Below are 26,824 nucleotides of genomic sequence, written 5' to 3'. Positions count from 1 at the left end.
GGCTTCGGACCACGTACACTCACCTGTCGTTGGACCTCAGCAGCCGCTCGAGAGCCGTGCACTCCGTGCACTCGCTCGGATGCGGTAGGTTGGGGGACGCAAAGGGTCGTAGCTCAATTGGTAGAGCACTGGTCTCCAAAACCAGCGGTTGGGGGTTCGAGTCCCTCCGGCCCTGCTCCACACTCCTTCGCCGGATGTGTGCGCAGGTACGTACTTCGATGCACCGCCGTGCGGCTCAACCGGGCGCGGCACGGCCATGACCCGGATTCAGGTGAGAGACGTGACGGACGCCCTGGGCTCCATCGACATGCCTGACGCCGAGGACGAGACCCGCGAGAAGAAGGCCCGAAAGGGCGGCAAGCGCGGAAAGAAGGGCCCCCTGGGCCGTCTCGCGCTCTTCTACCGCCAGGTCGTGGCGGAACTCCGCAAGGTCGTATGGCCCACTCGCAGTCAGCTCACGACGTACACCACCGTGGTGATTGTCTTCGTGCTCATCATGATCGGTCTCGTGACCGTGATTGACTATGGGTTCCAGGAAGCCATCAAGTTCGTCTTCGGCTGATCCCCGCGGAGGGCGGCGCCTTGATGGGTGCCGCCCGTTTTCGCATGTTCCACCCATTTTTGTATCCAGGAAGAAGCCGCCACCGTGTCTGACCCGAACCTGAACGTGAGCCCCGACTCCGTCGAGTCCGTCGAGGACCAGCTCGACATCGTCGAGGCGGCGGACGCTGTGGACCCCGACGAGGCCGAGACCGCCGACGCCGAGGCCGGCGAGCCGGCTGAGGAAGCCGCGCTGCACGTCGAGGACGAGGCCGCCGAGGCCGACGCGGACGAGACCGACGCCGACGAGGACGCCGAGCTCACCGACGAGGCCGACGAGGACGCCGCCGAGCCCGAGGCCGAGGTCGAGGAGGCTCCGGAGGAGCCCGCCGAGCCCGTCGACCCCATCCAGGCCCTGCGCGACGAACTGCGCGTGCTCCCCGGCGAGTGGTACGTGATCCACACCTACGCGGGCTACGAGAAGCGCGTGAAGGCCAACCTGGAGCAGCGCGCCGTCTCGCTGAACGTCGAGGAGTTCATCTACCAGGCCGAGGTGCCCGAGGAAGAGATCGTCCAGATCAAGAACGGCGAGCGCAAGAACGTCCGGCAGAACAAGCTGCCCGGCTACGTTCTCGTCCGCATGGATCTGACGAACGAGTCCTGGGGCGTCGTCCGGAACACTCCCGGCGTCACCGGCTTCGTGGGCAACGCGTACGACCCGTACCCGCTGACCCTGGACGAGATCGTCAAGATGCTCGCTCCGGAGGCCAAGGAGAAGGCCGAGAAGGCTGCCGCCGAGGCTGCCGGCCTGCCGGCGCCCGCCGTCAAGCGGACGATCGAGGTCCTGGACTTCGAGGTCGGCGACTCGGTCACCGTCACCGACGGCCCGTTCGCGACGCTGCAGGCGACCATCAACGAGATCAACCCCGACTCGAAGAAGGTCAAGGGCCTCGTCGAGATCTTCGGCCGCGAGACCCCGGTCGAGCTGAGCTTCGACCAGATTCAGAAGAACTGATCCACACCGTGTGATCCACGTCTTCTGAGCGAAAGCTTCCGGACAGGTCAGATACGCCCTCCACGGGCGGTCTGACCTGCTCGGTTTTCAGCCCCGCACCCATACCCGTTATCGTGGTGCGGTATGCCTCCATCCGGATGACCGGTTGGCGGCTGGAAAACTCTCACTAGGACCCGGAGAGAGCAATGCCTCCCAAGAAGAAGAAGGTCACGGGGCTTATCAAGCTCCAGATCAAGGCCGGTGCGGCCAACCCGGCTCCGCCGGTCGGCCCCGCGCTCGGTCAGCACGGCGTCAACATCATGGAGTTCTGCAAGGCCTACAACGCCGCGACCGAGTCGCAGCGTGGCATGGTCGTGCCGGTGGAGATCACGGTCTACGAGGACCGCTCCTTCACCTTCATCACCAAGACTCCGCCGGCCGCGCGCCTCATCCTGAAGAGCGCGGGCGTGGAGAAGGGCTCCGGCGAGCCGCACAAGACCAAGGTCGCGAAGCTCACGCGTGACCAGGTCCGCGAGATCGCCACGATCAAGATGCCCGACCTGAACGCCAACGACATCGACGCCGCCGAGAAGATCATCGCCGGCACCGCGCGTTCGATGGGCATCACGGTCGAGGGCTGATCAGCCCCGATCAACCGGTGGCGGTATCCGCAAGAGGACACCGCCCCAGTGGTAGGGCCAGCGCCGGCCCGCACCACGACTCCACGCCTGAAGCACATACACAGGAGCAGAAGTGAAGCGCAGCAAGACTCTCCGCGCTGCGGACGCCAAGATCGACCGGGAGAAGCTGTACGCCCCGCTCGAGGCCGTCCGTCTCGCCAAGGAGACCTCGTCCACCAAGTTCGACTCGACCGTCGAGGTTGCCTTCCGCCTGGGTGTCGACCCGCGCAAGGCCGACCAGATGGTCCGCGGCACCGTGAACCTCCCGCACGGCACCGGTAAGACCGCCCGGGTCCTGGTCTTCGCGACCGGTGACCGTGCTGCGGCCGCGGAAGCCGCCGGCGCCGACATCGTCGGCAACGACGAACTGATCGACGAGATCGCCAAGGGCAACCGCCTGAACGAGTTCGACGCGGTTGTCGCCACCCCGGACCTCATGGGCAAGGTCGGCCGCCTCGGCCGCGTGCTCGGTCCCCGTGGCCTGATGCCGAACCCGAAGACGGGCACCGTCACCATGGACGTGGCGAAGGCTGTCACGGACATCAAGGGCGGCAAGATCGAGTTCCGCGTCGACAAGCACTCGAACCTGCACTTCATCATCGGCAAGGTCTCCTTCTCCGATGAGCAGCTGGTCGAGAACTACGGCGCGGCGCTGGAGGAGATCCTCCGTCTGAAGCCGTCCGCCGCGAAGGGCCGCTACATCAAGAAGGCCGCCCTGAGCACCACCATGGGCCCCGGCATCCAGCTGGACTCCAACCGCACCCGCAACCTCCTCGTCGAGGAGGACCCGGCCGCTGTCTGACCGGGTCGAGCCTGATGGCTCGCCGAGTGGCTGAACTCGGGCCCTTCGCTCCCTCTCCGAGGGGGCGAAGGGCCCGTTTTCGTGTTTTCGTGCGAAAAAACATGAGACTGTCCTGGGCTCCGCGTATCGTCGGACCCGAAGGAAGATCGATACGGGGTGGGGACAACAGCGTGATCGTGCACCGGAAGAAGACCAGGACCGCCGGCGCCGTACTGGCGGCCGTACTCCTCGCGGGCGGGGCCACCGCCTGTGGCGAGACCAAAGCCGGGGGCAAGGCGGACGGCGGCGGCAACGGCGGCACCGGGGTCACCGAGGTCGCGCCGGCCGCGTACCTGGAGAAGGTGAAGAAGAAGTCCGAGGAGTTCACCTCGGTCCGCTACACCATGTCCGGGAGCGCCGCGGGCCAGGCGGTCAGCGGCGAGGTCTCCATGCGGTTGAAGCCGACGGTGGGGATGGCCATGAAGATGGCCCATCCGCAGAAGCCCGGCGAGAGCGTCGAGATCCGCCTGCTCGACGGCGTCATGTACATGGGCGCCGAGAGCAAGTGGCTGAAGTTCGACCTCAAGAGCGCCGACCCGAACGCCGCCAAGCAGCTGGAGGCGCTGAGCAGCGCCGGCAGCAGCGCCGAGAACCCGGGGGACCGGGCCGGCGAGCTGCAGACGGCCAAGGACCTGAAGAAGGTGGGCGAAGAGACCATCGACGGTCAGAAGACCACGCACCTGTCCGGCACCGTCAGCATCGACGAGGTGAAGGCGGCGATGGCCACGGCCACCCCCGAGGCCAAGGCGCGGCAGGAGAAGTCGCTCAAGCAGCTCGAGGCGCAGGGCATCAAGAGCCTGACCGTGGACATGTGGATCGACGGGAACGACCGCACCAAGCAGGTCCGCACCCGGGGTGAGGGCACCCAGGGGCCGCTGGACATGACGATGAAGTTCACGGACTACAACCAGCCCGTCGAGATCACCGCCCCGCCGGCCGACCAGGTCGTGGACCTGGCCGAGCTGTCCAAGCGTGCCGCGGACGCCCGAAGCTAGGCGATTTGCCTGACCCGAGCCTGTTCACGTACAGTTCCACAGAAGCCAAAGACCGCTGGTCGTTGCCGTGCCTGCAAGGGTGTGGTGGCCGAAGGATCCGTTGAATGCGGACGACCCGCGCAGGTGACTGTGGAAAGTTCCCGGATTTCATCCGGTTGAGCTACGCCCTGGCGCCTGCGCCGGGGCGTTTTGTATGTCAGCCCCTTCTGAGCGGTCCTCATCACCCGGAAGGAGGCGAACGCACCATGCCGACGCCCAACAAGGCTGCATCGGTAGCCGAGCTCACGGACGCGTTCCAGAGCTCGAACGCCGCCGTGCTGACCGAGTACCGGGGTCTCACCGTCGCGCAGCTCAAGACGCTGCGTCGCTCCCTCGGTGAGAACGCCCAGTACGCCGTGGTGAAGAACACGCTGACCAAGATTGCGGCCAACCAGGCCGGGATCACCGCGCTGGACGAGCACTTTGCTGGTCCGACCGCGGTCGCCTTCATCACCGGTGACCCGGTGGAGTCGGCGAAGGCTCTGCGTGACTTCGCCAAGGAGAACCCGAACCTGATCATCAAGGCCGGTGTCCTTGATGGTAAGGCTCTCTCCGCCGACGACATCAAGAAGCTTGCGGACCTCGAGTCCCGCGAGGTTCTGCTCAGCAAGCTGGCCGGCGCGTTCAAGGGCAAGCAGTCTCAGGCTGCCTCGCTCTTCCAGGCGCTGCCGTCGAAGTTCGTCCGCACTGCGGAAGCGCTTCGCGTCAAGCTCGCCGAGCAGGGCGGTGCCGAGTAATTCGGCTCGCGCACTGATCCACGCCGCCTAGTGCGTGGGTCGTAGCGGGCCGTTACGCCCGCCTCTATATACATCCGGCACCTGCCGAATTAGTGGAAGGATCGCCCATCATGGCGAAGCTCTCTCAGGACGACCTCCTCGCCCAGTTCGAGGAGATGACCCTCATCGAGCTCTCCGAGTTCGTGAAGGCCTTCGAGGAGAAGTTCGACGTCACCGCCGCCGCGGCCGTCGCCGTTGCCGGCCCCGCCGGCCCGGGTGTCGTTGCCGAGGCCGAGGAGGAGAAGGACGAGTTCGACGTCATCCTCACCGGTGCGGGCGACAAGAAGATCCAGGTCATCAAGGTCGTGCGTGAGCTGACCTCCCTGGGCCTGAAGGAGGCCAAGGACCTCGTCGACGGCACCCCGAAGCCGGTCCTCGAGAAGGTCAACAAGGAGGCCGCCGAGAAGGCCGCCGAGTCCCTCAAGGCTGCCGGCGCGGCTGTCGAGGTCAAGTAACACCTCTGAGGCTCCCTGAGGGCCTCTGACGAAGGGCGATCACCCATACGGGTGGTCGCCCTTCGGCGTATCCGAAGTGCCTGGCTTGCCCTGCTCCCGTTGAGGAGTATGGTGATCTTCGTTGTCCTGCTGCCGGGTCCCAAGGTGATCCGCACGGAGCAGGGGGCCTTGACGAACGGCACGCGGCGCGCAATTCTCAGACCCGTCGTGAGGTCGAGCAGCTCGATCCGGATCCGAGGCATGGATCGACTACGAAGAGGGCAGTACTGATACGCGCTCTGTGTACGAGGGCCGCAGCGTTGAACAACAAGGGGAAGGCCTGTTGCCGGACTCCAGAATCCTGGCCTGGACATCAGTGAGCCAAGTGGCTACACTGACCCTTTGCGCTGCCTGTTAGCTGCCCCCTGCCCGTCGCCAGGGGCATGCCCACGCTAGAGCACACTGACTGAACGCCTCTGACCTGGCATTTTGACCAGATCAACAGCCTCTGTCTTCTGTGTCGGCTGGGACCGGTACGCGCGTAGTGAGTCCGAGCCCTCGGAAGGACCCCCTCTTGGCCGCCTCGCGCAACGCCTCGACCAATACGAACACTGGCGCCAGCACTGCCCCGCTGCGCATCTCCTTTGCAAAGATCAAGGAGCCCCTCGAGGTTCCGAACCTCCTGGCGCTGCAGACCGAGAGCTTTGACTGGCTGCTCGGGAATGCCGCCTGGAAGGCTCGCGTCGAGTCGGCTCTCGAGAGTGGACAGGACGTCCCCACCAAGTCCGGTCTGGAAGAGATCTTCGAGGAGATCTCGCCGATCGAGGACTTCTCCGGGTCGATGTCGCTGACCTTCCGCGACCACCGTTTCGAGCCGGCGAAGAACTCCGTCGACGAGTGCAAGGAGCGCGACTTCACGTACGCGGCTCCCCTGTTTGTCACGGCCGAGTTCACGAACAACGAGACCGGAGAGATCAAGTCTCAGACGGTCTTCATGGGCGACTTCCCGCTCATGACCAACAAGGGCACCTTCGTCATCAACGGCACCGAGCGTGTCGTGGTGTCACAGCTGGTGCGCTCCCCGGGTGTCTACTTCGACTCCTCCATCGACAAGACGTCCGACAAGGACATCTTCTCCGCCAAGATCATCCCGTCCCGGGGTGCCTGGCTGGAGATGGAGGTCGACAAGCGCGACATGGTCGGTGTCCGCATCGACCGCAAGCGCAAGCAGTCCGTCACCGTCCTCCTGAAGGCTCTCGGCTGGACCACCGAGCAGATCCTCGAGGAGTTCGGCGAGTACGAGTCCATGCGCGCCACCCTGGAGAAGGACCACACCCAGGGCCAGGACGACGCGCTGCTCGACATCTACCGCAAGCTGCGTCCGGGCGAGCCGCCGACCCGTGAGGCCGCGCAGACGCTGCTCGAGAACCTCTACTTCAACCCGAAGCGCTACGACCTGGCCAAGGTCGGCCGCTACAAGGTCAACAAGAAGCTCGGCGCGGACGAGCCGCTGGACGCCGGCGTGCTCACCACCGACGACGTCATCGCGACGATCAAGTACCTGGTCAAGCTGCACGCGGGCGAGACCGAGACGATCGGTGAGTCGGGCCGTTCGATCGTCGTCGAGACCGACGACATCGACCACTTCGGCAACCGTCGTCTGCGCAACGTCGGCGAGCTCATCCAGAACCAGGTCCGCACGGGTCTGGCTCGTATGGAGCGCGTCGTCCGCGAGCGGATGACCACGCAGGACGTCGAGGCGATCACGCCGCAGACCCTGATCAACATCCGGCCGGTCGTCGCCTCCATCAAGGAGTTCTTCGGCACCAGCCAGCTGTCCCAGTTCATGGACCAGAACAACCCGCTCTCCGGTCTGACCCACAAGCGCCGTCTCTCCGCGCTCGGCCCCGGTGGTCTGAGCCGTGAGCGGGCCGGCTTCGAGGTCCGTGACGTTCACCCGTCGCACTACGGCCGCATGTGCCCGATCGAGACCCCTGAAGGCCCGAACATCGGTCTGATCGGCTCGCTCGCCTCCTACGGCCGCGTCAACGCGTTCGGCTTCGTCGAGACCCCGTACCGCAAGGTCGTCGAGGGTGTCGTCACCGACGACGTCGACTACCTGACCGCCGACGAGGAAGACCGCTTCGTCATCGCCCAGGCCAACGCGCGCCTGGACGAGGACATGCGCTTCTCCGAGAACCGCGTGCTGGTCCGCCGTCGTGGCGGCGAGATCGACTACATCGCCGGCGACGACGTCGACTACATGGACGTCTCCCCGCGCCAGATGGTGTCCGTCGCGACCGCGATGATCCCCTTCCTGGAGCACGACGACGCCAACCGCGCCCTCATGGGCGCGAACATGATGCGCCAGGCCGTTCCGCTCATCAAGGCGGAGGCCCCGCTCGTCGGCACCGGCATGGAGTACCGCTGTGCGGTCGACGCCGGCGACTCGATCAAGGCGGAGAAGGACGGTGTGGTCCAGGAGGTCTCGGCCGACTACATCACCGTCGCCAACGACGACGGCACGTACACCACGTACCGCGTCGCCAAGTTCTCCCGCTCGAACCAGGGCACCTCGGTCAACCAGAAGGTGATCGTCAACGAGGGTGACCGGATCGTCGAGAACCAGGTTCTCGCCGACGGCCCGGCCACCGAAGAGGGCGAGATGGCCCTCGGCAAGAACCTGCTCGTGGCGTTCATGCCGTGGGAGGGTCACAACTACGAGGACGCGATTATCCTGTCGCAGCGCCTCGTGCAGGACGACGTCCTCTCCTCGATCCACATCGAGGAGCACGAGGTCGACGCCCGTGACACCAAGCTCGGCCCCGAGGAGATCACCCGGGACATCCCGAACGTCTCCGAGGAGGTCCTCGCGGACCTCGACGAGCGCGGCATCATCCGCATCGGTGCGGACGTCGTCGCCGGCGACATCCTGGTCGGCAAGGTCACCCCGAAGGGTGAGACCGAGCTGACCCCGGAGGAGCGGCTGCTCCGCGCGATCTTCGGTGAGAAGGCCCGCGAGGTGCGTGACACCTCGCTCAAGGTCCCTCACGGTGAGATCGGCAAGGTCATCGGCGTCCGCGTCTTCGACCGCGAGGAGGGCGACGAGCTTCCTCCGGGCGTGAACCAGCTGGTCCGCGTCTACGTCGCCCAGAAGCGCAAGATCACCGATGGTGACAAGCTCGCCGGCCGCCACGGCAACAAGGGTGTCATCTCGAAGATCCTGCCCATCGAGGACATGCCGTTCCTCGAGGACGGAACTCCGGTCGACATCATCCTCAACCCGCTCGGTGTCCCGTCCCGAATGAACCCGGGACAGGTTCTGGAGATCCACCTCGGCTGGCTCGCCAGCCGCGGCTGGGACGTCTCCGGCCTCGCGGACGACTGGGCCCAGCGCCTGCAGGCCATCGGCGCCGACCAGGTCGCCCCCGGCACCAACGTCGCCACCCCGGTGTTCGACGGCGCCCGCGAGGACGAGCTGGCCGGCCTGCTGCAGCACACGATCCCGAACCGCGACGGCGAGCGCATGGTGCTCCCCTCCGGTAAGGCGCGCCTGTTCGACGGCCGCTCCGGCGAGCCGTTCCCGGACCCGATCTCGGTCGGGTACATGTACATCCTCAAGCTCCACCACCTGGTCGACGACAAGCTCCACGCGCGTTCGACCGGTCCGTACTCGATGATCACGCAGCAGCCGCTGGGTGGTAAGGCGCAGTTCGGTGGCCAGCGCTTCGGTGAGATGGAGGTGTGGGCGCTCGAGGCGTACGGCGCCGCCTACGCCCTCCAGGAGCTGCTGACCATCAAGTCCGACGACGTCACCGGCCGAGTGAAGGTCTACGAGGCCATCGTCAAGGGCGAGAACATCCCCGAGCCGGGCATTCCCGAGTCCTTCAAGGTGCTCATCAAGGAAATGCAGTCGCTCTGCCTCAACGTGGAGGTGCTGTCCTCGGACGGCATGTCCATCGAGATGCGCGACACCGACGAGGACGTCTTCCGCGCGGCGGAGGAGCTCGGTATCGACCTGTCCCGGCGCGAGCCGAGCAGCGTCGAAGAGGTCTGACGGGCCCGGCGGGGGCTCCCACGAGGAGCCCCCGCCGTCCCCGGGACCGTTTCAGACCACTGATCAAGAGACACGACCCCGAAAGAGGGATTGACGCACAGTGCTCGACGTCAACTTCTTCGACGAGCTGCGGATCGGCCTTGCCACCGCGGACGACATCCGTACCTGGTCTCACGGCGAGGTAAAGAAGCCGGAGACCATCAACTACCGCACGCTCAAGCCCGAGAAGGACGGACTCTTCTGCGAGAAGATCTTCGGTCCGACCCGGGACTGGGAGTGCTACTGCGGCAAGTACAAGCGTGTCCGCTTCAAGGGCATCATCTGTGAGCGCTGTGGCGTCGAGGTCACGCGCGCCAAGGTGCGCCGTGAGCGCATGGGCCACATCGAGCTTGCCGCTCCCGTTACCCACATCTGGTACTTCAAGGGCGTCCCGTCGCGCCTGGGCTACCTGCTGGACCTCGCGCCGAAGGACCTCGAGAAGGTCATCTACTTCGCCGCGTACATGATCACGTTCGTGGACGACGAGCGCCGCACCCGCGACCTGCCGTCGCTGGAGGCCCACGTCTCCGTCGAGCGCCAGCAGATCGAGAACCGCCGCGACGCCGACCTCGAGGCCCGTGCCAAGAAGCTCGAGACCGACCTGGCCGAGCTCGAGGCCGAGGGTGCCAAGGCCGACGTGCGCCGCAAGGTGCGCGAGGGTGCCGAGCGCGAGATGAAGCAGCTGCGCGACCGTTCGCAGCGCGAGATCGACCGCCTGGACGAGGTCTGGAACCGCTTCAAGAACCTCAAGGTCCAGGACCTGGAGGGCGACGAGCTCCTCTACCGCGAGCTGCGTGACCGCTTCGGCACGTACTTCGACGGCTCGATGGGTGCCGCGGCGCTGCAGAAGCGCCTGGAGTCCTTCGACCTGGAGGAGGAGGCCGAGCGCCTCCGCGAGATCATCCGTACCGGCAAGGGCCAGAAGAAGACCCGTGCGCTCAAGCGCCTCAAGGTCGTCTCCGCGTTCCTGCAGACCAGCAACAGCCCCAAGGGCATGGTGCTGGACTGCGTGCCGGTCATCCCGCCGGACCTGCGTCCGATGGTGCAGCTGGACGGTGGCCGCTTCGCGACCTCCGACCTGAACGACCTGTACCGCCGTGTGATCAACCGCAACAACCGTCTGAAGCGTCTGCTCGACCTCGGTGCCCCCGAGATCATCGTGAATAACGAGAAGCGGATGCTCCAGGAGGCGGTCGACGCCCTCTTCGACAACGGCCGTCGTGGTCGCCCGGTCACGGGCCCCGGCAACCGTCCGCTGAAGTCCCTCAGCGACATGCTGAAGGGCAAGCAGGGCCGATTCCGTCAGAACCTTCTCGGTAAGCGTGTGGACTACTCCGCGCGTTCCGTGATCGTCGTCGGTCCGCAGCTGAAGCTGCACCAGTGTGGTCTGCCCAAGGCCATGGCGCTGGAGCTCTTCAAGCCGTTCGTGATGAAGCGCCTGGTCGACCTGAACCACGCGCAGAACATCAAGTCGGCCAAGCGCATGGTCGAGCGCGGCCGCACCGTCGTGTACGACGTCCTCGAAGAGGTCATCGCCGAGCACCCGGTGCTGCTGAACCGTGCGCCCACGCTGCACCGCCTCGGCATCCAGGCCTTCGAGCCGCAGCTGGTCGAGGGCAAGGCCATCCAGATCCACCCGCTCGTCTGCACCGCGTTCAACGCGGACTTCGACGGTGACCAGATGGCCGTCCACCTGCCGCTCTCCGCGGAGGCGCAGGCCGAGGCCCGCATCCTGATGCTGTCCTCGAACAACATCCTCAAGCCGGCCGACGGCCGTCCGGTCACGATGCCGACCCAGGACATGGTCCTCGGTCTGTTCTTCCTGACCACCGACGGTGAGCTGCGCGACACCAAGGGCGAGGGCCGTTCCTTCGGCTCCACGGCCGAGGCGATCATGGCGTTCGACGCCGGTGAGCTCGCGCTGCAGTCGCAGGTCGACATCCGCTTCCCGGTGGGCACCATCCCGCCGCGCGGCTGGGTCCCCCCGGTCGCGGAGGAGGGTGAGCAGGAGTTCCAGCCGGGCGACAGCTTCCGTCTGAAGACCTCGCTGGGCCGTGCGCTCTTCAACGAGCTGCTGCCCGAGGACTACCCGTTCGTCGACTACTCGGTGGGCAAGAAGCAGCTCTCCGAGATCGTCAACGACCTGGCGGAGCGCTACCCCAAGGTCATCGTGGCGGCGACGCTCGACAACCTGAAGGCGGCCGGCTTCCACTGGGCGACCCGTTCCGGTGTCACCGTGGCCATCTCCGACGTCGTCGTGCCCGAGGCCAAGAAGGCCATCGTCGCGGGCTACGAGGCGCAGGACGAGAAGGTCCAGAAGCAGTACGAGCGCGGTCTGATCACCAAGGACGAGCGCACGCAGGAGCTCATCGCGATCTGGACCAAGGCGACCAACGAGGTTGCCGAGGCGATGAACGCGAACTTCCCCAAGACCAACCCCATCTTCATGATGGTTGACTCGGGTGCCCGAGGAAACATGATGCAGATGCGGCAGATCGCCGGTATGCGCGGTCTGGTGTCGAACGCGAAGAACGAGACCATCCCGCGTCCGATCAAGGCCTCGTTCCGTGAGGGTCTGTCGGTGCTGGAGTACTTCATCTCCACCCACGGTGCCCGTAAGGGTCTGGCCGACACCGCCCTGCGTACCGCCGACTCGGGTTACCTGACCCGTCGTCTGGTGGACGTCTCGCAGGACGTGATCATCCGTGAGGAGGACTGCGGCACCGAGCGCGGTCTGAAGCTGAAGATCGCCGTCCGCGGCGAGGACGGCGTCCTGCGGAAGGCCGACGACGTCGAGACCTCCGTGTACGCCCGCATGCTGGCCGAGGACGTCGTCATCGACGGCAAGGTCATCGCGCCGGCCAACGTGGACCTCGGCGACGTGCTCATCGACGCCCTGGTCGCCAACGGCGTCGAGGAGGTCAAGACCCGCTCGGTCCTGACCTGCGAGTCCGCGGTCGGCACCTGTGCCTTCTGCTACGGCCGCTCGCTCGCCACCGGCAAGCTGGTCGACATCGGTGAGGCGGTCGGCATCATCGCCGCCCAGTCCATCGGTGAGCCCGGTACCCAGCTGACGATGCGTACCTTCCACACCGGTGGTGTGGCCGGTGACGACATCACCCAGGGTCTGCCGCGTGTCGTCGAGCTCTTCGAGGCCCGTACTCCGAAGGGTGTCGCCCCGATCTCCGAGGCCGCCGGCCGCGTGCGGATCGAGGAGACCGAGAAGACCAAGAAGATCGTCATCACCCCCGATGACGGTTCGGACGAGACCGCGTTCCCGATCTCGAAGCGTGCGCGCCTCGAGGTCTCCGAGGGCGACCACGTCGAGGTGGGCCAGAAGCTCACCGCGGGTGCCACCAACCCGCACGACGTGCTCCGCATCCTCGGCCAGCGCGCGGTCCAGGTCCACCTGGTCGGCGAAGTCCAGAAGGTGTACAACTCGCAGGGCGTGTCGATCCACGACAAGCACATCGAGATCATCATCCGGCAGATGCTGCGCCGCGTGACGATCATCGAGTCCGGCGACGCCGAGCTGCTTCCGGGCGAGCTCGTGGAGCGGTCGAAGTTCGAGACCGAGAACCGTCGTGTGGTCACCGAGGGCGGTCACCCCGCCTCCGGCCGTCCGCAGCTGATGGGTATCACCAAGGCCTCGCTCGCGACCGAGTCCTGGCTGTCGGCGGCGTCCTTCCAGGAGACGACCCGGGTTCTGACCGATGCGGCGATCAACGCCAAGTCGGACTCCCTGATCGGCCTCAAGGAGAACGTCATCATCGGTAAGCTCATCCCGGCCGGTACGGGTCTGTCCCGCTACCGCAACATCCGGGTGGAGCCCACCGAGGAGGCGAAGGCCGCGATGTACTCGGCCGTCGGCTACGACGACATCGACTACTCGCCCTTCGGCACCGGCTCCGGCCAGGCTGTCCCGCTGGAGGACTACGACTACGGCCCGTACAACGGCTGAGGTCGCAGGCAGTAGTAAGCACAGGGCGGTCACCCTTCACGGGGTGACCGCCCTGCGGCGTTCTCAGCCCGGGAACGTGAGACAGGGCTGGAGTCGAACTTACGGGCGACCGGCCGGGCGGAGCGTTCCGGCTCGCCCGTCAGCAGCCGGGGTACGTCGCGGTATCCGCTGCGTACGCAGGCGACCGGCGCACGTTCACGGAGGGGGACTCCAGCCGGCGCCGGCCGGGAGACATGCCGAATCCGTGGGAGGCCCGGACCGAGCCCCGATCGTTCCGGGCGGTCAATGTACTGACCGGGCGGCCGTGCGGGCGGGAGAACCGGTGGTCGGGCCGGGGATTCGGACCGTGCTGCCCGCCCTGCGGCGGCGGGCGCCGAGGGCCGTCACCGTGATCAGGGCCAGCAGGGCCAGGCCTGCCGCTGCCAGGCCGGGGAGGAAGCCCTTCGGGGTGAAGGTGCAGGAGACCTTGTTCTCGCCCGCGGGGAGGTCGAGGGCGACGAGGCCGTGGAAGGGCTTGAGCGGGGCCGAGCACTGCCAGCCGGGGACGGCCGTCATGGCGAAGACCGCGGTGCCCGTGGTGCCCTGGGGGAGGGTGGCCTCGATGCTGTGGCCGCCGGCCTTGACCTCGGTGGCGCCGGTCTTGACCAGGCCTTCTACGGTGGCGGCCAGCCGGGTGCGGTCCAGGCAGCCGATCGGGTGCTCGGGCGCGTGGTCCTGGCTCCTGGTGCGGACGGTGACGTCCACGCGGCCGTCCTTCGGGACCGTGCCGAGCTTCAGGACGCCCGTCATACGGTCCTCGATGCGGTGGTCGGTGCCGCCGGAGGCGAGGGTGCCGTAGAGGGCGGGGGAGTACCAGTACGCCTCGGAGCCGGGCTTGCAGACCGCCGCGTACTTCTGCTCCTGGGCGCTGCCCGTACGGGTGGTGCGGGGGACCTGGTAGACGGCGGCGCCCAGGACGTTCTCCTGGTTCGCCCAGACGCTGCCGGCCGGGGCGGGAGAGGCGAAGGAGCGGTCGCGGACCGTCACCAGCGGGGGAGTGGGGAACTTCCGGCCGGTCCAGGCGTTCTTCTCGCCCGGGACCGGGCTGACCCGGGCGCCGATCGAGAAGATCGCGTCCAGGACCGGGTTGTCGGCGCCGAAGAAGGTCCGGCCGTCGTTCTTGTAGCCGTAGCCCAGCGGTTCGAGGGTCCGGTACGTGGCCTCGGGCAGGTAGCTGCTGTAGTACTGCGGGCCTTCGGCCTGGAGGGCCAGAGCGTCGTTGTACGAGGTCTGGGGCTTGCCCGAGTCGGTTCGGTATGCGGGCCAGCCGTCCACGTACCGGACGGCCTCGAAGTGGTTGGTGATCGACTGGCTCGAGGTGACGGCCGGCTTCGCCCACCGCTCCCGCCCCCGCTTCTCGTCCGCGTTGAAGGCGGACAGGGCGGACTCGGCGAACACCACGGTGATCATCAGGACGGCGGCGACCGGGATCAGGACGCGGCGCCGCTCACCCATGCCGAGCAGGACCAGGGCCAGCAGCGAGAGCGCGCCGCCGCCCAGGACGGCGTACCAGGTCTCGACGGCGAAGTCGTTCGTGTTGCGGAGCAGGAAGGTGGCCGCGACCAGCAGTCCGGCCGTGATCGCCAGGTGCAGCGGGCGCGGCCGGTTGGCCAGTGCCAGCCAGGCCAGGATCACCAGCATCCCGCTGAACACGAAGGCCTCGCGGTACGGGTTGCCGTTCGGCACCGCCAGGCCGTGCCAGACGTACTGGGTGGGCGGGAACTGGAACGAGGCCGCGACGAGGACGACGGCCAGGCCCCAGACCAGGCGGGTCTTCTTCGCGATGTTCGTGTTGAGGAGGAAGGACCCGGCCAGGATCAGGCCCAGCGAGGCGATGTAGAGCCGCGGGCGGCCGCCCCACAGGTGGGTGGCGGGCAGCATGCCGGTGAGGAACACGTCCAGGCGCTGCGGGTTGAAATCGGCGACCTTGGTGGGCTGGGCGGCCCCGCTGGAGAGGAAGGACGGGAGGAGCAGCGGAAGGGTCAGGAGTATGCCCGTGCCCGCGGCGGTGGCCGCCCGGAACAGGGCGCGCAGCCGCTGCCTGCCGGTCATGTCCCGAGTGATGAGACGGATGCCCAGCAACACGCAGGCCGCCATCGTCGCCATCATCGCCGTGTAGAAGTTGCCCAGCCAGGCGAGCGAGACCAGCAGGGTCGCGGCCGGCCAGCGCCGTTCCTCCAGGCAATACTCCACGGCGATCCCCAGCATGGGCAGGGCGACCAGGCCCCACAGCCACATCGGGATGTACGAGGCGTCGCTGAGCGCCCACCCGCACAGGCCGTACGCCGCCCCCAGCACCCCGCGCTGCCACCACGGGCCCGGTACCAGCCGGCCCAGGTAGACGGCCATCACCGCGGCGGCCAGCCCCATGGTGATCGGGGTGATCGCGAACACCGCCAGGTCCACGTGGGCCCGCGGGACCAGTACGGCCAGCCAGGAGAAGGGATTGCCGAGGTAGGTGTAGTAGTCGGACAGGAACTGCTGTCCGAAGCCGCCGCGCCAGGTGAACAGGACATCGCCGGCGGCCTGCCCGTGGACCAGGTCCCAGAGCGCCCGGTGGAAGGGCACGTACTGGTTGGCCTGGTCGTTGATCGCCCGCCCGGTGTTCCCGAAGGGGAAGCTGCCGCGCAGCACCCAGGCCGTGCAGAACGCGGCCGAGGTGAGGGCGAAGGCGAGCAGGGGCGCGTACAGCCGCTGGATCCGGCTCGCCAATGTGGGACTCCCTGAAGCTCGGTAGGATGGCCTGTTCGGGTAGTTTATGCGGCCCTTCAGGGGGTCCAGCAGGGCCGCTTCGGCGGCGAGGCCATTTGTTTTGACCGGAGTGGATGCGGTAGGTACGCTCAGACCTTGTGCCTGGGGTGTGCCTGGGCTCCTGTGCGTGTCCATCAACCGCATGCGAGCCGAAGCGGCCGCCGCGATCCGAGTACGTTTCCGCGCTTTGCGGGAGTCTGCCGGGTCCGACACACCCGACCGCGTGGGTCGGCGAAGTTCCAGGTTAGTTTTACGAACGGCACACAGAAACCGGAGAAGTAGTGCCTACGATCCAGCAGCTGGTCCGTAAGGGCCGGCAGGACAAGGTCGAGAAGACGAAGACGCCCGCGCTTGAGGCTTCGCCCCAGCGTCGTGGTGTCTGCACGCGTGTGTTCACGACCACCCCGAAGAAGCCGAACTCGGCGCTCCGTAAGGTCGCGCGTGTGCGTCTGACCTCCGGCATCGAGGTCACCGCTTACATTCCGGGTGAGGGACACAACCTGCAGGAGCACTCGATCGTGCTCGTGCGTGGTGGCCGTGTGAAGGACCTGCCGGGTGTTCGTTACAAGATCATCCGCGGTGCGCTTGACACCCAGGCTGTCAAGAACCGCAAGCAGGCCCGCAGCCGCTACGGCGCCAAGAAGGAGAAGTAAGAATGCCTCGTAAGGGCCCCGCCCCGAAGCGCCCGGTCATCATCGACCCGGTCTACAGCTCTCCTCTGGTGACCTCGCTCATCAACAAGATCCTCCTGGACGGCAAGCGCTCCACCGCCGAGCGCATCGTCTACGGCGCCATGGAAGGCCTCCGCGAGAAGACCGGCAACGACCCGGTCATCACGCTGAAGCGCGCGCTGGAGAACGTCAAGCCCTCCCTCGAGGTCAAGTCCCGCCGTGTCGGTGGCGCGACCTACCAGGTTCCGGTTGAGGTCAAGCCGGGCCGCCAGTCGACCCTCGCGCTGCGCTGGCTCGTGGGTTACTCCCGCGCCCGCCGCGAGAAGACCATGACCGAGCGCCTCATGAACGAGCTGCTCGACGCCTCCAACGGTCTTGGCGCTGCCGTCAAGAAGCGTGAGGACACGCACAAGATGGCCGAGTCCAACAAGGCCTTCGCGCACTACCGCTGGTAGTCGCAACCCACATCGAGACCGAGAGAAGACTGAGCCGATATGGCTACCACTTCGCTTGACCTGGCCAAGGTGCGCAACATCGGCATCATGGCCCACATCGACGCGGGCAAGACGACCACCACCGAGCGAATCCTGTTCTACACCGGTGTTTCGTACAAGATCGGTGAAGTCCACGACGGCGCTGCCACGATGGACTGGATGGAGCAGGAGCAGGAGCGCGGCATCACGATTACGTCCGCCGCGACGACCTGCCACTGGCCGCTCGAGGACGTCGACCACACCATCAACATCATCGACACCCCCGGTCACGTGGACTTCACGGTCGAGGTGGAGCGTTCGCTCCGCGTCCTCGACGGTGCCGTCACCGTGTTCGACGGTGTCGCCGGTGTGGAGCCGCAGTCCGAGACGGTGTGGCGTCAGGCCGACCGTTACGGCGTGCCGCGCATCTGCTTCGTGAACAAGCTGGACCGCACCGGTGCCGAGTTCCACCGCTGCGTCGAGATGATCAAGGACCGCCTTGGCGCGGTTCCGATCGTCATGCAGCTCCCGATCGGTGCCGAGGCCGACTTCCAGGGTGTCGTCGACCTGGTCACCATGAAGGCGTTCGTCTGGTCCGCCGAGGCGACCAAGGGCGAGATGTACGACATCGTCGACATCCCGGCCACGCACACCGAGGCTGCTGAAGAGTGGCGCGGCAAGCTGATCGAGGCCGTCGCCGAGAACGACGACGAGATCATGGAGCTGTACCTCGGTGGCGAAGAGCCGTCCGTGGAGCAGCTGCACGCCGCCGTCCGTCGCATCATCATCGGCTCCGGCAAGGGCAAGGGCGCCACGATCACCGCGGTGTTCTGTGGCACGGCGTTCAAGAACAAGGGTGTTCAGCCCCTGCTCGACGCTGTCGTCCGCTACCTGCCGTCGCCGCTGGACATCGAGGCCATCGAGGGCCACGACGTCCGGGACGCCGAGGTCGTCGTGAAGCGCAAGCCTTCCGACGAGGAGCCGCTCGCGGCTCTGGCGTTCAAGATCATGAGCGACCCGCACCTCGGCAAGCTCACCTTCGTCCGGGTTTACTCGGGCCGCCTGGAGGCCGGCACCTCGGTGCTGAACTCCGTCAAGGGCAAGAAGGAGCGCATCGGCAAGATCTACCGCATGCACGCCAACAAGCGTGAAGAGATCGACGCGGTGGGCGCCGGTGACATCGTCGCCGTCATGGGCCTGAAGCAGACCACCACCGGTGAGACGCTGTGTGACGACAAGGCACCCGTGATCCTGGAGTCCATGGACTTCCCGGCTCCGGTCATCCAGGTCGCCATCGAGCCCAAGTCCAAGGGTGACCAGGAGAAGCTGGGTGTCGCCATCCAGCGTCTCGCGGAGGAGGACCCCTCCTTCCACGTTCACTCGGACGAGGAGACGGGCCAGACCATCCTCGGCGGTATGGGCGAGCTGCACCTCGAGGTGCTGGTCGACCGTATGAAGCGCGAGTTCAAGGTCGAGGCCAACGTCGGCAAGCCGCAGGTCGCGTACCGCGAGACGATCCGCAAGGCCGTCGAGCGTCACGACTACACCCACAAGAAGCAGACCGGTGGTACCGGTCAGTTCGCCAAGGTGCAGATCGCGATCGAGCCGATCACGGACGCCGATGGTCCGGCGTACGAGTTCGTCAACAAGGTCACCGGTGGCCGCGTGCCGAAGGAGTACATCCCTTCGGTCGACGCCGGTGCGCAGGAGGCCATGCAGTTCGGCATCCTGGCCGGCTACGAGATGACGGGCGTTCGCGTCACGCTTCTCGACGGTGGCTACCACGAGGTCGACTCCTCCGAGCTCGCCTTCAAGATCGCCGGTTCGCAGGCCTTCAAGGAGGCCGCGCGCAAGGCTTCCCCCGTGCTCCTTGAGCCGATGATGGCCGTCGAGGTCACCACGCCCGAGGACTACATGGGTGAGGTCATCGGCGACATCAACTCCCGCCGTGGCCAGATCCAGGCCATGGAGGAGCGTCACGGCGCTCGCGTCGTGAAGGGCCTCGTGCCTCTTTCGGAGATGTTCGGCTACGTCGGAGACCTCCGCAGCAAGACCTCGGGTCGCGCCAGCTACTCGATGCAGTTCGACTCCTACGCCGAGGTTCCCCGGAACGTCGCCGAGGAGATCATCGCGAAGGCCAAGGGCGAGTAACTCTCCCGAGTACACGCTTTAGGCTTGTCACCGGAGCCTCTGGGGCAACAGGAGCAAACCCTCTCGTTGCCCCGGAGGAGCCGGCATCCCAGCAAAGATCACCTGGCGCCGATGAGTAAGGCGTACAGAACCACTCTCCAGGAGGACCCCCGTGGCGAAGGCGAAGTTCGAGCGGACTAAGCCGCACGTCAACATCGGCACCATCGGTCACATTGACCACGGTAAGACGACCCTCACGGCCGCCATTACCAAGGTGCTGCACGACGCGTACCCGGACCTGAACGAGGCCTCGGCCTTCGACCAGATCGACAAGGCTCCTGAGGAGCGCCAGCGCGGTATCACCATCTCCATCGCGCACGTCGAGTACCAGACCGAGGCGCGTCACTACGCCCACGTCGACTGCCCGGGTCACGCGGACTACATCAAGAACATGATCACCGGTGCCGCGCAGATGGACGGCGCCATCCTCGTGGTCGCCGCCACCGACGGCCCGATGCCGCAGACCAAGGAGCACGTGCTCCTGGCCCGCCAGGTCGGCGTCCCCTCCATCGTCGTCGCCCTGAACAAGGCCGACATGGTGGACGACGAGGAGATCCTGGAGCTCGTCGAGCTCGAGGTCCGTGAGCTCCTGTCCGAGTACGACTTCCCGGGCGACGACGTCCCGGTCGTCCAGGTCTCGGCGCTCAAGGCCCTCGAGGGTGACAAGGAGTGGGGCGAGAAGCTCCTCGGCCTCATGTCGGCCGTGGATGACTTCATCCCGACCCCCCCGCGTGACACCGACAAGCCCTTCCTGATGCCGGTCGAGGACGTCTTCACGATCACCGGTCGCGGTACGGTCGTCACCGGCCGTATCGAGCGTGGTGTCCTGAAGGTCAACGAGACCGTCGACATCATCGGTATCAAGGAAGAGAAGACCACCACCACGGTCACCGGTATCGAGATGTTCCGCAAGCTGCTCGACGAGGGCCAGGCCGGTGAGAACGTCGGTCTGCTCCTCCGTGGCATCAAGCGCGAGGACGTCGAGCGCGGCCAGGTCATCATCAAGCCCGGTTCGGTCACCCCGCACACCGAGTTCGAGGCCCAGGCCTACATCCTGTCGAAGGACGAGGGTGGCCGTCACACCCCGTTCTTCAACAACTACCGCCCGCAGTTCTACTTCCGTACCACGGACGTGACCGGCGTCGTGACCCTCCCCGAGGGCACCGAGATGGTCATGCCGGGCGACAACACCGAGATGACGGTCGCGCTGATCCAGCCGGTCGCCATGGAGGAGGGCCTGAAGTTCGCCATCCGTGAGGGTGGCCGGACCGTCGGCGCCGGCCAGGTCACCAAGATCACGAAGTAAGTATTCGTGCTCTGACCTGGTAGCTCGTCTGCGAGCACCATGTTTGACGGGAGGGCCCCGTCCCCTCGCTTCGGCGAGGGGGCGGGGCCCTTCGCCATTCCCGGCTGCGCCCATCGCAAGGCCGGGGCCCCCGCATGGCCTGGGAAACGCCTGTGAGAGGCTCCGGGCGCATAGATCCGGACAGGCTGGGGTGGGAATGGCTGGAAATGATGGGGAGCGGGCCCGGGCGCAGAAGAAGCCGTGGTTCCGGCGGGAGGCCGAGGCCGTGCGGCATGAGCCGCCGGGGTGGCGGACCGGGCCGGCCTGGCAGGAGATGCACGGCCGGCGGAGGGGCGGGAAGGTCAAGGCCGGCATCGCCGTCGTCGGCATCGCGGCCCTGGCGCTCGTCGTGCTGCGGCCGGAGTTGCTCATCGACCGGGTCACCGGGGCTGACGAGCAGCGGGACGCCAAGCCCTTGGCCGCCGAGACGGGGCGGCCCACCGCGCCGCCGGAGGCGGTCGTGGCGGATCAGCCGACGGTGAAGGAGCCGTTCCGGGGGTCGCCGGCCGCGCAGTGGGCCGACGGGGCCGCAGGGATCGAGGTGCCCGAGGCCAAGGCCGTCGGCGGTATGACCAAGCAGCAGGTGGCGGACGCGCTCCGCCGCACCAAGGAGCTGCTCGTCGCGGCCAACGTCGACCCCCGCACCCTGCGCGGGGAGCGGCCCGAGGCCGCCCTGCGGCTGCTGGAGCCCCGGCAGGCCGAGGTGCACGGGATGCTGGTCAAGGGCCTGGCCGCCCCGGGCAAGAAGCAGGACCCCGTCCAGATGTTCACCCGGTTCGACCCCGCCGAGGTGCGGGTCCTGGGGGACGCGGTCAAGACCCGCGGGCGGATGTGGTTCGAGGCGGCGGAGCGGCCCGGGGAAGTGGTGGTGAAGGCCGACTACTCCTTCGTGTATCCGCTGGTCCGGGCGAAGAAGGGCTCCGAGGAGGTCGCGCGGACCATCGTGCGGCGGCAGCTCACCGTCGCCGTGAACGATCCAAGGCGGTACGAGGTGACCAAGGGCACCCTCGCGGTGATCGAGTACCCGAACGAGATGGCGAACTCGGCCTGTGACGTGCACGACGGATTCCTGCACCCCACGTTCCCCAGTGACGCCCGTACGCCCGGTACGGCCCCGAGCGGGCCCGCCGAGGACCCGTACGACAGGAGCACGGAGCTGAGCTCCGACGAGGGGTGTGGGCAGGTCTCCCGGACCTGAAGGCCGGACCCCGGTCCCGCGGGCGCGGCGTAGTTTGACGCGTACGCGCGGAGGGGTATTGTCTTCGGCCCGATTGGCGGAGCACGTGCCTTGTATGGCAGACTGTCGGGGTTGCTCGGTTGAGTATCGATGCTGCGCGCCTCCCGCCGGGAGGACCGGAAGCGAGTCCCACAGTACTCGTCGCCTTTATCTGCCTCTCGGGGCAGCAATGGGGCGGACGTACGGGAATCTTCCGGGAAGCGTGGGCGGGATGCCGACCAGGCACTCGGTGGGTGTTTCTCCCCCGAAGCGTGGTCCGGATGGATCGCAAACCCTCTGAGCAGGGAATTTCCGTATGGGAATTTTCTGTAGCGGGAGTGCGACACGCCCGACCGCGTGGGTCGGAGAGAAGCGGTGCGTAAGCGCAGCCGGCCGAGTTCCAGAGCGTTTCACTAGACAAAGGACTACTGAGTAGCCATGGCGGGACAGAAGATCCGCATCCGGCTCAAGGCCTACGACCACGAGGTCATCGACTCCTCGGCGAAGAAGATCGTCGAGACGGTGACCCGCACTGGTGCGTCGGTCGCAGGCCCGGTGCCGCTGCCCACTGAGAAGAACGTGTACTGCGTCATCAAGTCGCCGCACAAGTACAAGGACTCGCGCGAGCACTTCGAGATGCGCACGCACAAGCGCCTGATCGACATCCTCGACCCGACGCCCAAGACCGTTGACTCGCTGATGCGCCTGGACCTTCCGGCCGGCGTTGACATCGAGATCAAGCTCTGAGAGGCGCGGAGAAGATGGCTAAGCTGATCAAGGGCGTCCTGGGCGAGAAGCTCGGCATGACCCAGGTCTGGGACGAGAACAACCGGGTCGTCCCGGTGACCGTCGTCAAGGCCGGGCCCTGTGTCGTGACCCAGGTCCGCACCAACGACATCGACGGCTACGAGTCGGTCCAGATCGCCTTCGGCGAGATCGACCCGCGCAAGGTGAACAAGCCCCTCAAGGGCCACTTCGCCAAGGCCGACGTGACCCCGCGCCGCCACCTGGTGGAGCTCCGTACCTCCGACGCCAGCGAGTACACGCTCGGCCAGGAGATCACTGCCGAGGTGTTCGAGTCCGGCGTCAAGGTTGACGTCACGGGCACGAGCAAGGGCAAGGGCTTCGCCGGTGCCATGAAGCGCCACAACTTCCGTGGTGGCAAGGCCTCCCACGGTGCCCACCGCGTGCACCGGAAGCCGGGTTCGATCGGTGGCTGCGCCACCCCGGGCCGTGTCTTCAAGGGTATGAAGATGGCCGGCCGCATGGGTAACGACCGGGTCACCACCCAGAACCTGACCGTTCACGCCGTTGACGCGGAGAAGGGCCTGCTGCTCATCAAGGGCGCGGTTCCTGGTCCGAACGGCGGCCTCGTCCTGGTCCGCACTGCGGCCAAGGGGGCCTGAGGACTATGAGCACCATTGACATTCTGTCGCCCGCAGGCGACAAGACCGGGACCGTCGAGCTCCCGGCCGAGATCTTCGACGCCAAGGTCAGCGTTCCGCTGATCCACCAGGTCGTCGTCGCGCAGCTGGCCGCTGCCCGTCAGGGCACGCACAAGGTCAAGACGCGTGGCGAGGTCCGCGGTGGTGGCAAGAAGCCGTACCGCCAGAAGGGCACCGGCCGCGCCCGTCAGGGTTCGACCCGCGCTCCGCAGTTCGCCGGCGGTGGCGTTGTCCACGGCCCGCAGCCGCGTGACTACTCGCAGCGGACCCCGAAGAAGATGAAGGCCGCCGCTCTGCGTGGCGCCCTCACCGACCGGGCCCGTCACTCCCGCATCCACGTCGTCTCCGGCGTGGTCGAGGGTGCCGCTTCCACCAAGGCCGCCAAGGTCCTGTTCGGCAAGATCTCGGAGCGCAAGAACCTGCTCCTGGTCGTCGAGCGTGCCGACGAGGCCGCGTGGCTGTCCGCCCGCAACCTGCCCCAGGTGCACATCCTGGAGCCGGGCCAGCTGAACACGTACGACGTGCTCGTTTCGGACGACGTGGTCTTCACCCAGACCGCTTTCGAGTCCTTCGTGTCTGGCCCCAAGGCCGCTGAGACCGAAGGGAACGAGGGCTGATGTCTGAGGCCACGATCACCAGCAAGACCTTCACGGACCCCCGCGACCTGCTGATCAAGCCGGTCGTCTCCGAGAAGAGCTACGCGCTGCTGGACGAGAACAAGTACACGTTCATCGTCGACCCCCGCGCCAACAAGACCCAGATCAAGCAGGCCGTCGAGGCGGTCTTCTCGGTCAAGGTCACCGGGGTCAACACGATCAACCGCCAGGGCAAGCGCAAGCGCACCAAGACTGGGTTCGGCAAGCGTGCGAACACCAAGCGCGCCATCGTGACCCTTGCCGAGGGCGACCGTATCGACATCTTCGGCCAGGCCTCCTAACGGAGCGCCCTGGTCCGAATATCGGACGAGGACTGAGAAATGGGTATCCGCAAGTACAAGCCGACGACTCCGGGCCGTCGTGGCTCCAGCGTCGCCGACTTTGTCGAGATCACGCGGTCCACGCCGGAGAAGTCGCTGGTCCGCCCCCTGCACAGCAAGGGCGGCCGTAACAACGCCGGTCGTGTGACCGTTCGCCACCAGGGTGGCGGACACAAGCGCGCCTACCGCGTGATCGACTTCCGTCGTCACGACAAGGACGGCGTGCCGGCCAAGGTCGCGCACATCGAGTACGACCCCAACCGCACCGCTCGTATCGCCCTCCTGCACTACGCGGACGGCGAGAAGCGCTACATCATCGCTCCGCGCGGCCTGAACCAGGGCGACCGGATCGAGAACGGCCCGACGGCCGACATCAAGCCCGGTAACAACCTGGCGCTCCGCAACATCCCGGTCGGTACCACGATCCACGCGATCGAGCTCCGTCCCGGTGGCGGTGCCAAGTTCGCCCGTTCCGCGGGTGCCTCCGTGCAGCTGCTGGCGAAGGAAGGTGCCATGGCGCACCTCCGTATGCCGTCCGGTGAAATCCGCCTGGTCGATGTGCGCTGCCGCGCCACCATCGGCGAGGTCGGCAACGCCGAGCAGTCGAACATCAACTGGGGCAAGGCCGGCCGTATGCGCTGGAAGGGCGTCCGCCCGACCGTCCGCGGTGTCGCGATGAACCCGGTTGACCACCCGCACGGTGGTGGTGAGGGCAAGACCTCCGGTGGTCGCCACCCGGTCTCCCCGTGGGGTCAGAAGGAAGGTCGTACTCGCTCGCCGAAGAAGGCTTCGAGCAAGTACATCGTCCGCCGCCGCAAGACGAACAAGAAGCGCTAGGAGCGGGTTTAGATGCCGCGCAGTCTCAAGAAGGGGCCCTTCGTCGACGACCACCTCGTAAAGAAGGTGGACGCCCAGAACGAAGCCGGCACCAAGAACGTCATCAAGACCTGGTCCCGTCGCTCGATGATCATCCCCAGCATGCTGGGTCACACCATCGCGGTGCACAACGGCAAGACCCATGTCCCGGTGTTCGTCACCGAGTCCATGGTCGGCCACAAGCTCGGCGAGTTCTCGCCGACTCGCACCTTCCGCGGCCACGTCAAGGACGACCGGAAGTCGAAGCGCCGCTAATCGCGGGGTGGAACGACTAATGACTTACATCGAAGGGACAACCATGGAAGCCAGGGCCCAGGCGCGGTACATCCGCGTCACGCCCATGAAGGCCCGCCGTGTGGTGGACCTCATCCGTGGCATGGACGCCACGGAGGCCCAGGCGGTCCTGCGTTTCGCCCCGCAGGCCGCGTCTGTGCCGGTCGGCAAGGTGCTTGACAGCGCCATTGCCAACGCCGCGCACAACTACAACCACACGGACGCCTCCTCGCTGTTCATCAGCGAGGCGTTTGTTGACGAGGGCCCGACCCTGAAGCGGTTCCGTCCGCGCGCTCAGGGCCGTGCCTACCGGATCCGCAAGCGGACCTCCCACATCACCGTGGTCGTCAGCAGCAAGGAAGGAACCCGGTAATGGGCCAGAAGGTAAACCCGCACGGGTTCCGGCTCGGCATCACCACCGACTTCAAGTCGCGGTGGTACGCCGACAAGCTGTACAAGGACTACGTCAAGGAAGACGTCGCCATCCGTCGGATGATGACGTCCGGCATGGAGCGCGCCGGCATCTCGAAGGTTGAGATCGAGCGCACCCGTGACCGTGTCCGCGTGGACATTCACACCGCCCGCCCGGGCATCGTCATCGGCCGCCGTGGCGCCGAGGCCGACCGCATCCGCGGCGACCTCGAGAAGCTCACCGGCAAGCAGGTCCAGCTGAACATCCTCGAGGTCAAGAACCCCGAGGTCGACGCTCAGCTCGTGGCCCAGGCCGTTGCCGAGCAGCTGTCCTCCCGCGTCTCCTTCCGTCGGGCCATGCGCAAGAGCATGCAGTCCGCCATGAAGGCCGGCGCCAAGGGCATCAAGATCCAGTGTGGTGGCCGTCTCGGCGGCGCCGAGATGTCCCGCTCGGAGTTCTACCGCGAGGGTCGTGTGCCGCTGCACACGCTGCGCGCGAACGTCGAGTACGGCTTCTTCGAGGCCAAGACCACCTTCGGCCGCATCGGCGTGAAGGTCTGGATCTACAAGGGCGATGTCAAGAACATCGCCGAGGTTCGCGCTGAGAACGCTGCCGCCCGTGCGGGTAACCGCCCGGCCCGTGGTGGCGCCGACCGTCCGGCCGGTGGCCGTGGTGGTCGCGGTGGCGAGCGTGGCGGCCGTGGCGGCCGCAAGCCGCAGCAGGCTGCCGGCGCCGAGGCCCCCAAGGCCGAGGCTCCCGCTGCCGCTCCGGCTGAGAGCACCGGAACGGAGGCCTGACCGA

Annotated in this window: 23 protein-coding genes and 1 tRNA gene; 23 read left to right on the top strand and 1 reads right to left on the bottom strand. The window is 66.7% G+C overall.

Annotated elements, in window-relative coordinates; all coding sequences use genetic code 11:
- Positions 1-102: 102 nt before the first annotated feature.
- The 10 genes from AB0447_RS00375 (at position 103) to AB0447_RS00330 (ending at position 13,356) form a co-directional block, all read left to right on the top strand.
- Positions 103-175: transfer RNA gene (locus tag AB0447_RS00375), tRNA-Trp, on the top strand.
- Between the two features lie 105 nt (positions 176-280).
- Positions 281-562 (top strand): preprotein translocase subunit SecE, encoded by a 282-nt coding sequence (gene secE, locus AB0447_RS00370; RefSeq protein WP_150212225.1) that lies wholly within the window; start codon positions 281-283, stop codon positions 560-562.
- 84 nt (positions 563-646) lie between these two features.
- Positions 647-1,555, top strand: coding sequence for a transcription termination/antitermination protein NusG (gene nusG / locus AB0447_RS00365; RefSeq protein WP_366474148.1), 909 nt, complete (start codon positions 647-649; stop codon positions 1,553-1,555).
- A 185-nt stretch (positions 1,556-1,740) separates the two neighbouring features.
- Positions 1,741-2,175, top strand: a complete 435-nt coding sequence (gene rplK, locus AB0447_RS00360; RefSeq protein WP_361606070.1) for a 50S ribosomal protein L11 — start codon at positions 1,741-1,743, stop codon at positions 2,173-2,175.
- A 112-nt stretch (positions 2,176-2,287) separates the two neighbouring features.
- Positions 2,288-3,016 carry a 50S ribosomal protein L1 gene (gene rplA, locus AB0447_RS00355; RefSeq protein ID WP_366474147.1) on the top strand — a complete coding sequence of 243 codons (729 nt, stop codon included), beginning with the start codon at positions 2,288-2,290 and terminating at the stop codon, positions 3,014-3,016.
- 170 nt (positions 3,017-3,186) lie between these two features.
- Positions 3,187-4,050 carry an LppX_LprAFG lipoprotein gene (locus AB0447_RS00350; RefSeq protein ID WP_366474146.1) on the top strand — a complete coding sequence of 288 codons (864 nt, stop codon included), beginning with the start codon at positions 3,187-3,189 and terminating at the stop codon, positions 4,048-4,050.
- A 245-nt stretch (positions 4,051-4,295) separates the two neighbouring features.
- Positions 4,296-4,826, top strand: a complete 531-nt coding sequence (gene rplJ, locus AB0447_RS00345) for a 50S ribosomal protein L10 (protein ID WP_030026650.1) — start codon at positions 4,296-4,298, stop codon at positions 4,824-4,826.
- A gap of 110 nt (positions 4,827-4,936) precedes the next feature.
- Positions 4,937-5,320 carry a 50S ribosomal protein L7/L12 gene (gene rplL / locus AB0447_RS00340; protein ID WP_366474145.1) on the top strand — a complete coding sequence of 128 codons (384 nt, stop codon included), beginning with the start codon at positions 4,937-4,939 and terminating at the stop codon, positions 5,318-5,320.
- A gap of 553 nt (positions 5,321-5,873) precedes the next feature.
- Positions 5,874-9,356 (top strand): DNA-directed RNA polymerase subunit beta, encoded by a 3,483-nt coding sequence (rpoB, locus tag AB0447_RS00335; protein ID WP_366474144.1) that lies wholly within the window; start codon positions 5,874-5,876, stop codon positions 9,354-9,356.
- Positions 9,357-9,456: 100 nt separating this feature from the next.
- Positions 9,457-13,356, top strand: a complete 3,900-nt coding sequence (locus tag AB0447_RS00330) for a DNA-directed RNA polymerase subunit beta' (protein ID WP_366474143.1) — start codon at positions 9,457-9,459, stop codon at positions 13,354-13,356.
- Between the two features lie 282 nt (positions 13,357-13,638).
- Here AB0447_RS00330 and AB0447_RS00325 read toward each other — a convergent pair whose 3' ends face one another.
- Positions 13,639-16,107, bottom strand: a complete 2,469-nt coding sequence (locus AB0447_RS00325) for a YfhO family protein (protein WP_366474142.1) — start codon at positions 16,105-16,107, stop codon at positions 13,639-13,641.
- Between the two features lie 320 nt (positions 16,108-16,427).
- Here AB0447_RS00325 and rpsL point away from each other — a divergent pair, with 320 nt between their 5' ends.
- The 13 genes from rpsL to rpsC all read left to right on the top strand — a co-directional run bounded on the left by rpsL (position 16,428) and on the right by rpsC (position 26,820).
- Positions 16,428-16,799: a 30S ribosomal protein S12 gene (gene rpsL / locus AB0447_RS00320; protein ID WP_007265893.1), complete on the top strand. Its 372-nt coding sequence runs from the start codon at positions 16,428-16,430 to the stop codon at positions 16,797-16,799.
- A gap of 2 nt (positions 16,800-16,801) precedes the next feature.
- Positions 16,802-17,272, top strand: coding sequence for a 30S ribosomal protein S7 (gene rpsG, locus AB0447_RS00315; RefSeq protein ID WP_053731192.1), 471 nt, complete (start codon positions 16,802-16,804; stop codon positions 17,270-17,272).
- Between the two features lie 39 nt (positions 17,273-17,311).
- Positions 17,312-19,441 (top strand): elongation factor G, encoded by a 2,130-nt coding sequence (gene fusA, locus AB0447_RS00310; RefSeq protein WP_366474141.1) that lies wholly within the window; start codon positions 17,312-17,314, stop codon positions 19,439-19,441.
- A gap of 151 nt (positions 19,442-19,592) precedes the next feature.
- The gene (tuf, locus tag AB0447_RS00305) at positions 19,593-20,786 is read left to right on the top strand and encodes an elongation factor Tu (protein WP_150209233.1); all 1,194 of its coding nucleotides are present in this window, start codon (positions 19,593-19,595) and stop codon (positions 20,784-20,786) included.
- Positions 20,787-20,982: 196 nt separating this feature from the next.
- Complete coding sequence (locus tag AB0447_RS00300) at positions 20,983-22,023, top strand: hypothetical protein (protein WP_366474140.1); 1,041 nt, start codon at positions 20,983-20,985, stop codon at positions 22,021-22,023.
- A 456-nt stretch (positions 22,024-22,479) separates the two neighbouring features.
- Positions 22,480-22,788: a 30S ribosomal protein S10 gene (gene rpsJ / locus AB0447_RS00295; RefSeq protein WP_003948644.1), complete on the top strand. Its 309-nt coding sequence runs from the start codon at positions 22,480-22,482 to the stop codon at positions 22,786-22,788.
- A 14-nt stretch (positions 22,789-22,802) separates the two neighbouring features.
- A complete protein-coding gene (gene rplC, locus AB0447_RS00290) occupies positions 22,803-23,447 on the top strand; it encodes a 50S ribosomal protein L3 (protein WP_366474139.1) in 645 nt (214 codons plus the stop codon).
- Between the two features lie 5 nt (positions 23,448-23,452).
- Positions 23,453-24,103: a 50S ribosomal protein L4 gene (rplD, locus tag AB0447_RS00285; protein WP_366474138.1), complete on the top strand. Its 651-nt coding sequence runs from the start codon at positions 23,453-23,455 to the stop codon at positions 24,101-24,103.
- Positions 24,103-24,423 (top strand): 50S ribosomal protein L23, encoded by a 321-nt coding sequence (gene rplW, locus AB0447_RS00280; RefSeq protein WP_366474137.1) that lies wholly within the window; start codon positions 24,103-24,105, stop codon positions 24,421-24,423. The genes rplD and rplW overlap by 1 nt, the downstream gene beginning before the upstream one ends.
- Positions 24,424-24,462: 39 nt before the next feature.
- Positions 24,463-25,299, top strand: a complete 837-nt coding sequence (gene rplB / locus AB0447_RS00275; RefSeq protein ID WP_352193897.1) for a 50S ribosomal protein L2 — start codon at positions 24,463-24,465, stop codon at positions 25,297-25,299.
- Between the two features lie 12 nt (positions 25,300-25,311).
- The gene (gene rpsS, locus AB0447_RS00270; protein ID WP_007265903.1) at positions 25,312-25,593 is read left to right on the top strand and encodes a 30S ribosomal protein S19; all 282 of its coding nucleotides are present in this window, start codon (positions 25,312-25,314) and stop codon (positions 25,591-25,593) included.
- A gap of 43 nt (positions 25,594-25,636) precedes the next feature.
- A complete protein-coding gene (gene rplV, locus AB0447_RS00265; protein ID WP_030201575.1) occupies positions 25,637-25,984 on the top strand; it encodes a 50S ribosomal protein L22 in 348 nt (115 codons plus the stop codon).
- Positions 25,984-26,820, top strand: coding sequence for a 30S ribosomal protein S3 (rpsC, locus tag AB0447_RS00260; RefSeq protein ID WP_150209240.1), 837 nt, complete (start codon positions 25,984-25,986; stop codon positions 26,818-26,820). The genes rplV and rpsC overlap by 1 nt, the downstream gene beginning before the upstream one ends.
- Positions 26,821-26,824: the final 4 nt, after the last annotated feature.

Source organism: Streptomyces sp. NPDC051211, assembly GCF_040689505.1.
Taxonomy (GTDB): Bacteria; Actinomycetota; Actinomycetes; order Streptomycetales; family Streptomycetaceae; genus Streptomyces.
The sequence above is the reverse complement of the archived record's forward strand: the minus strand, read 5'-3'. Positions and strand labels throughout refer to the sequence as shown.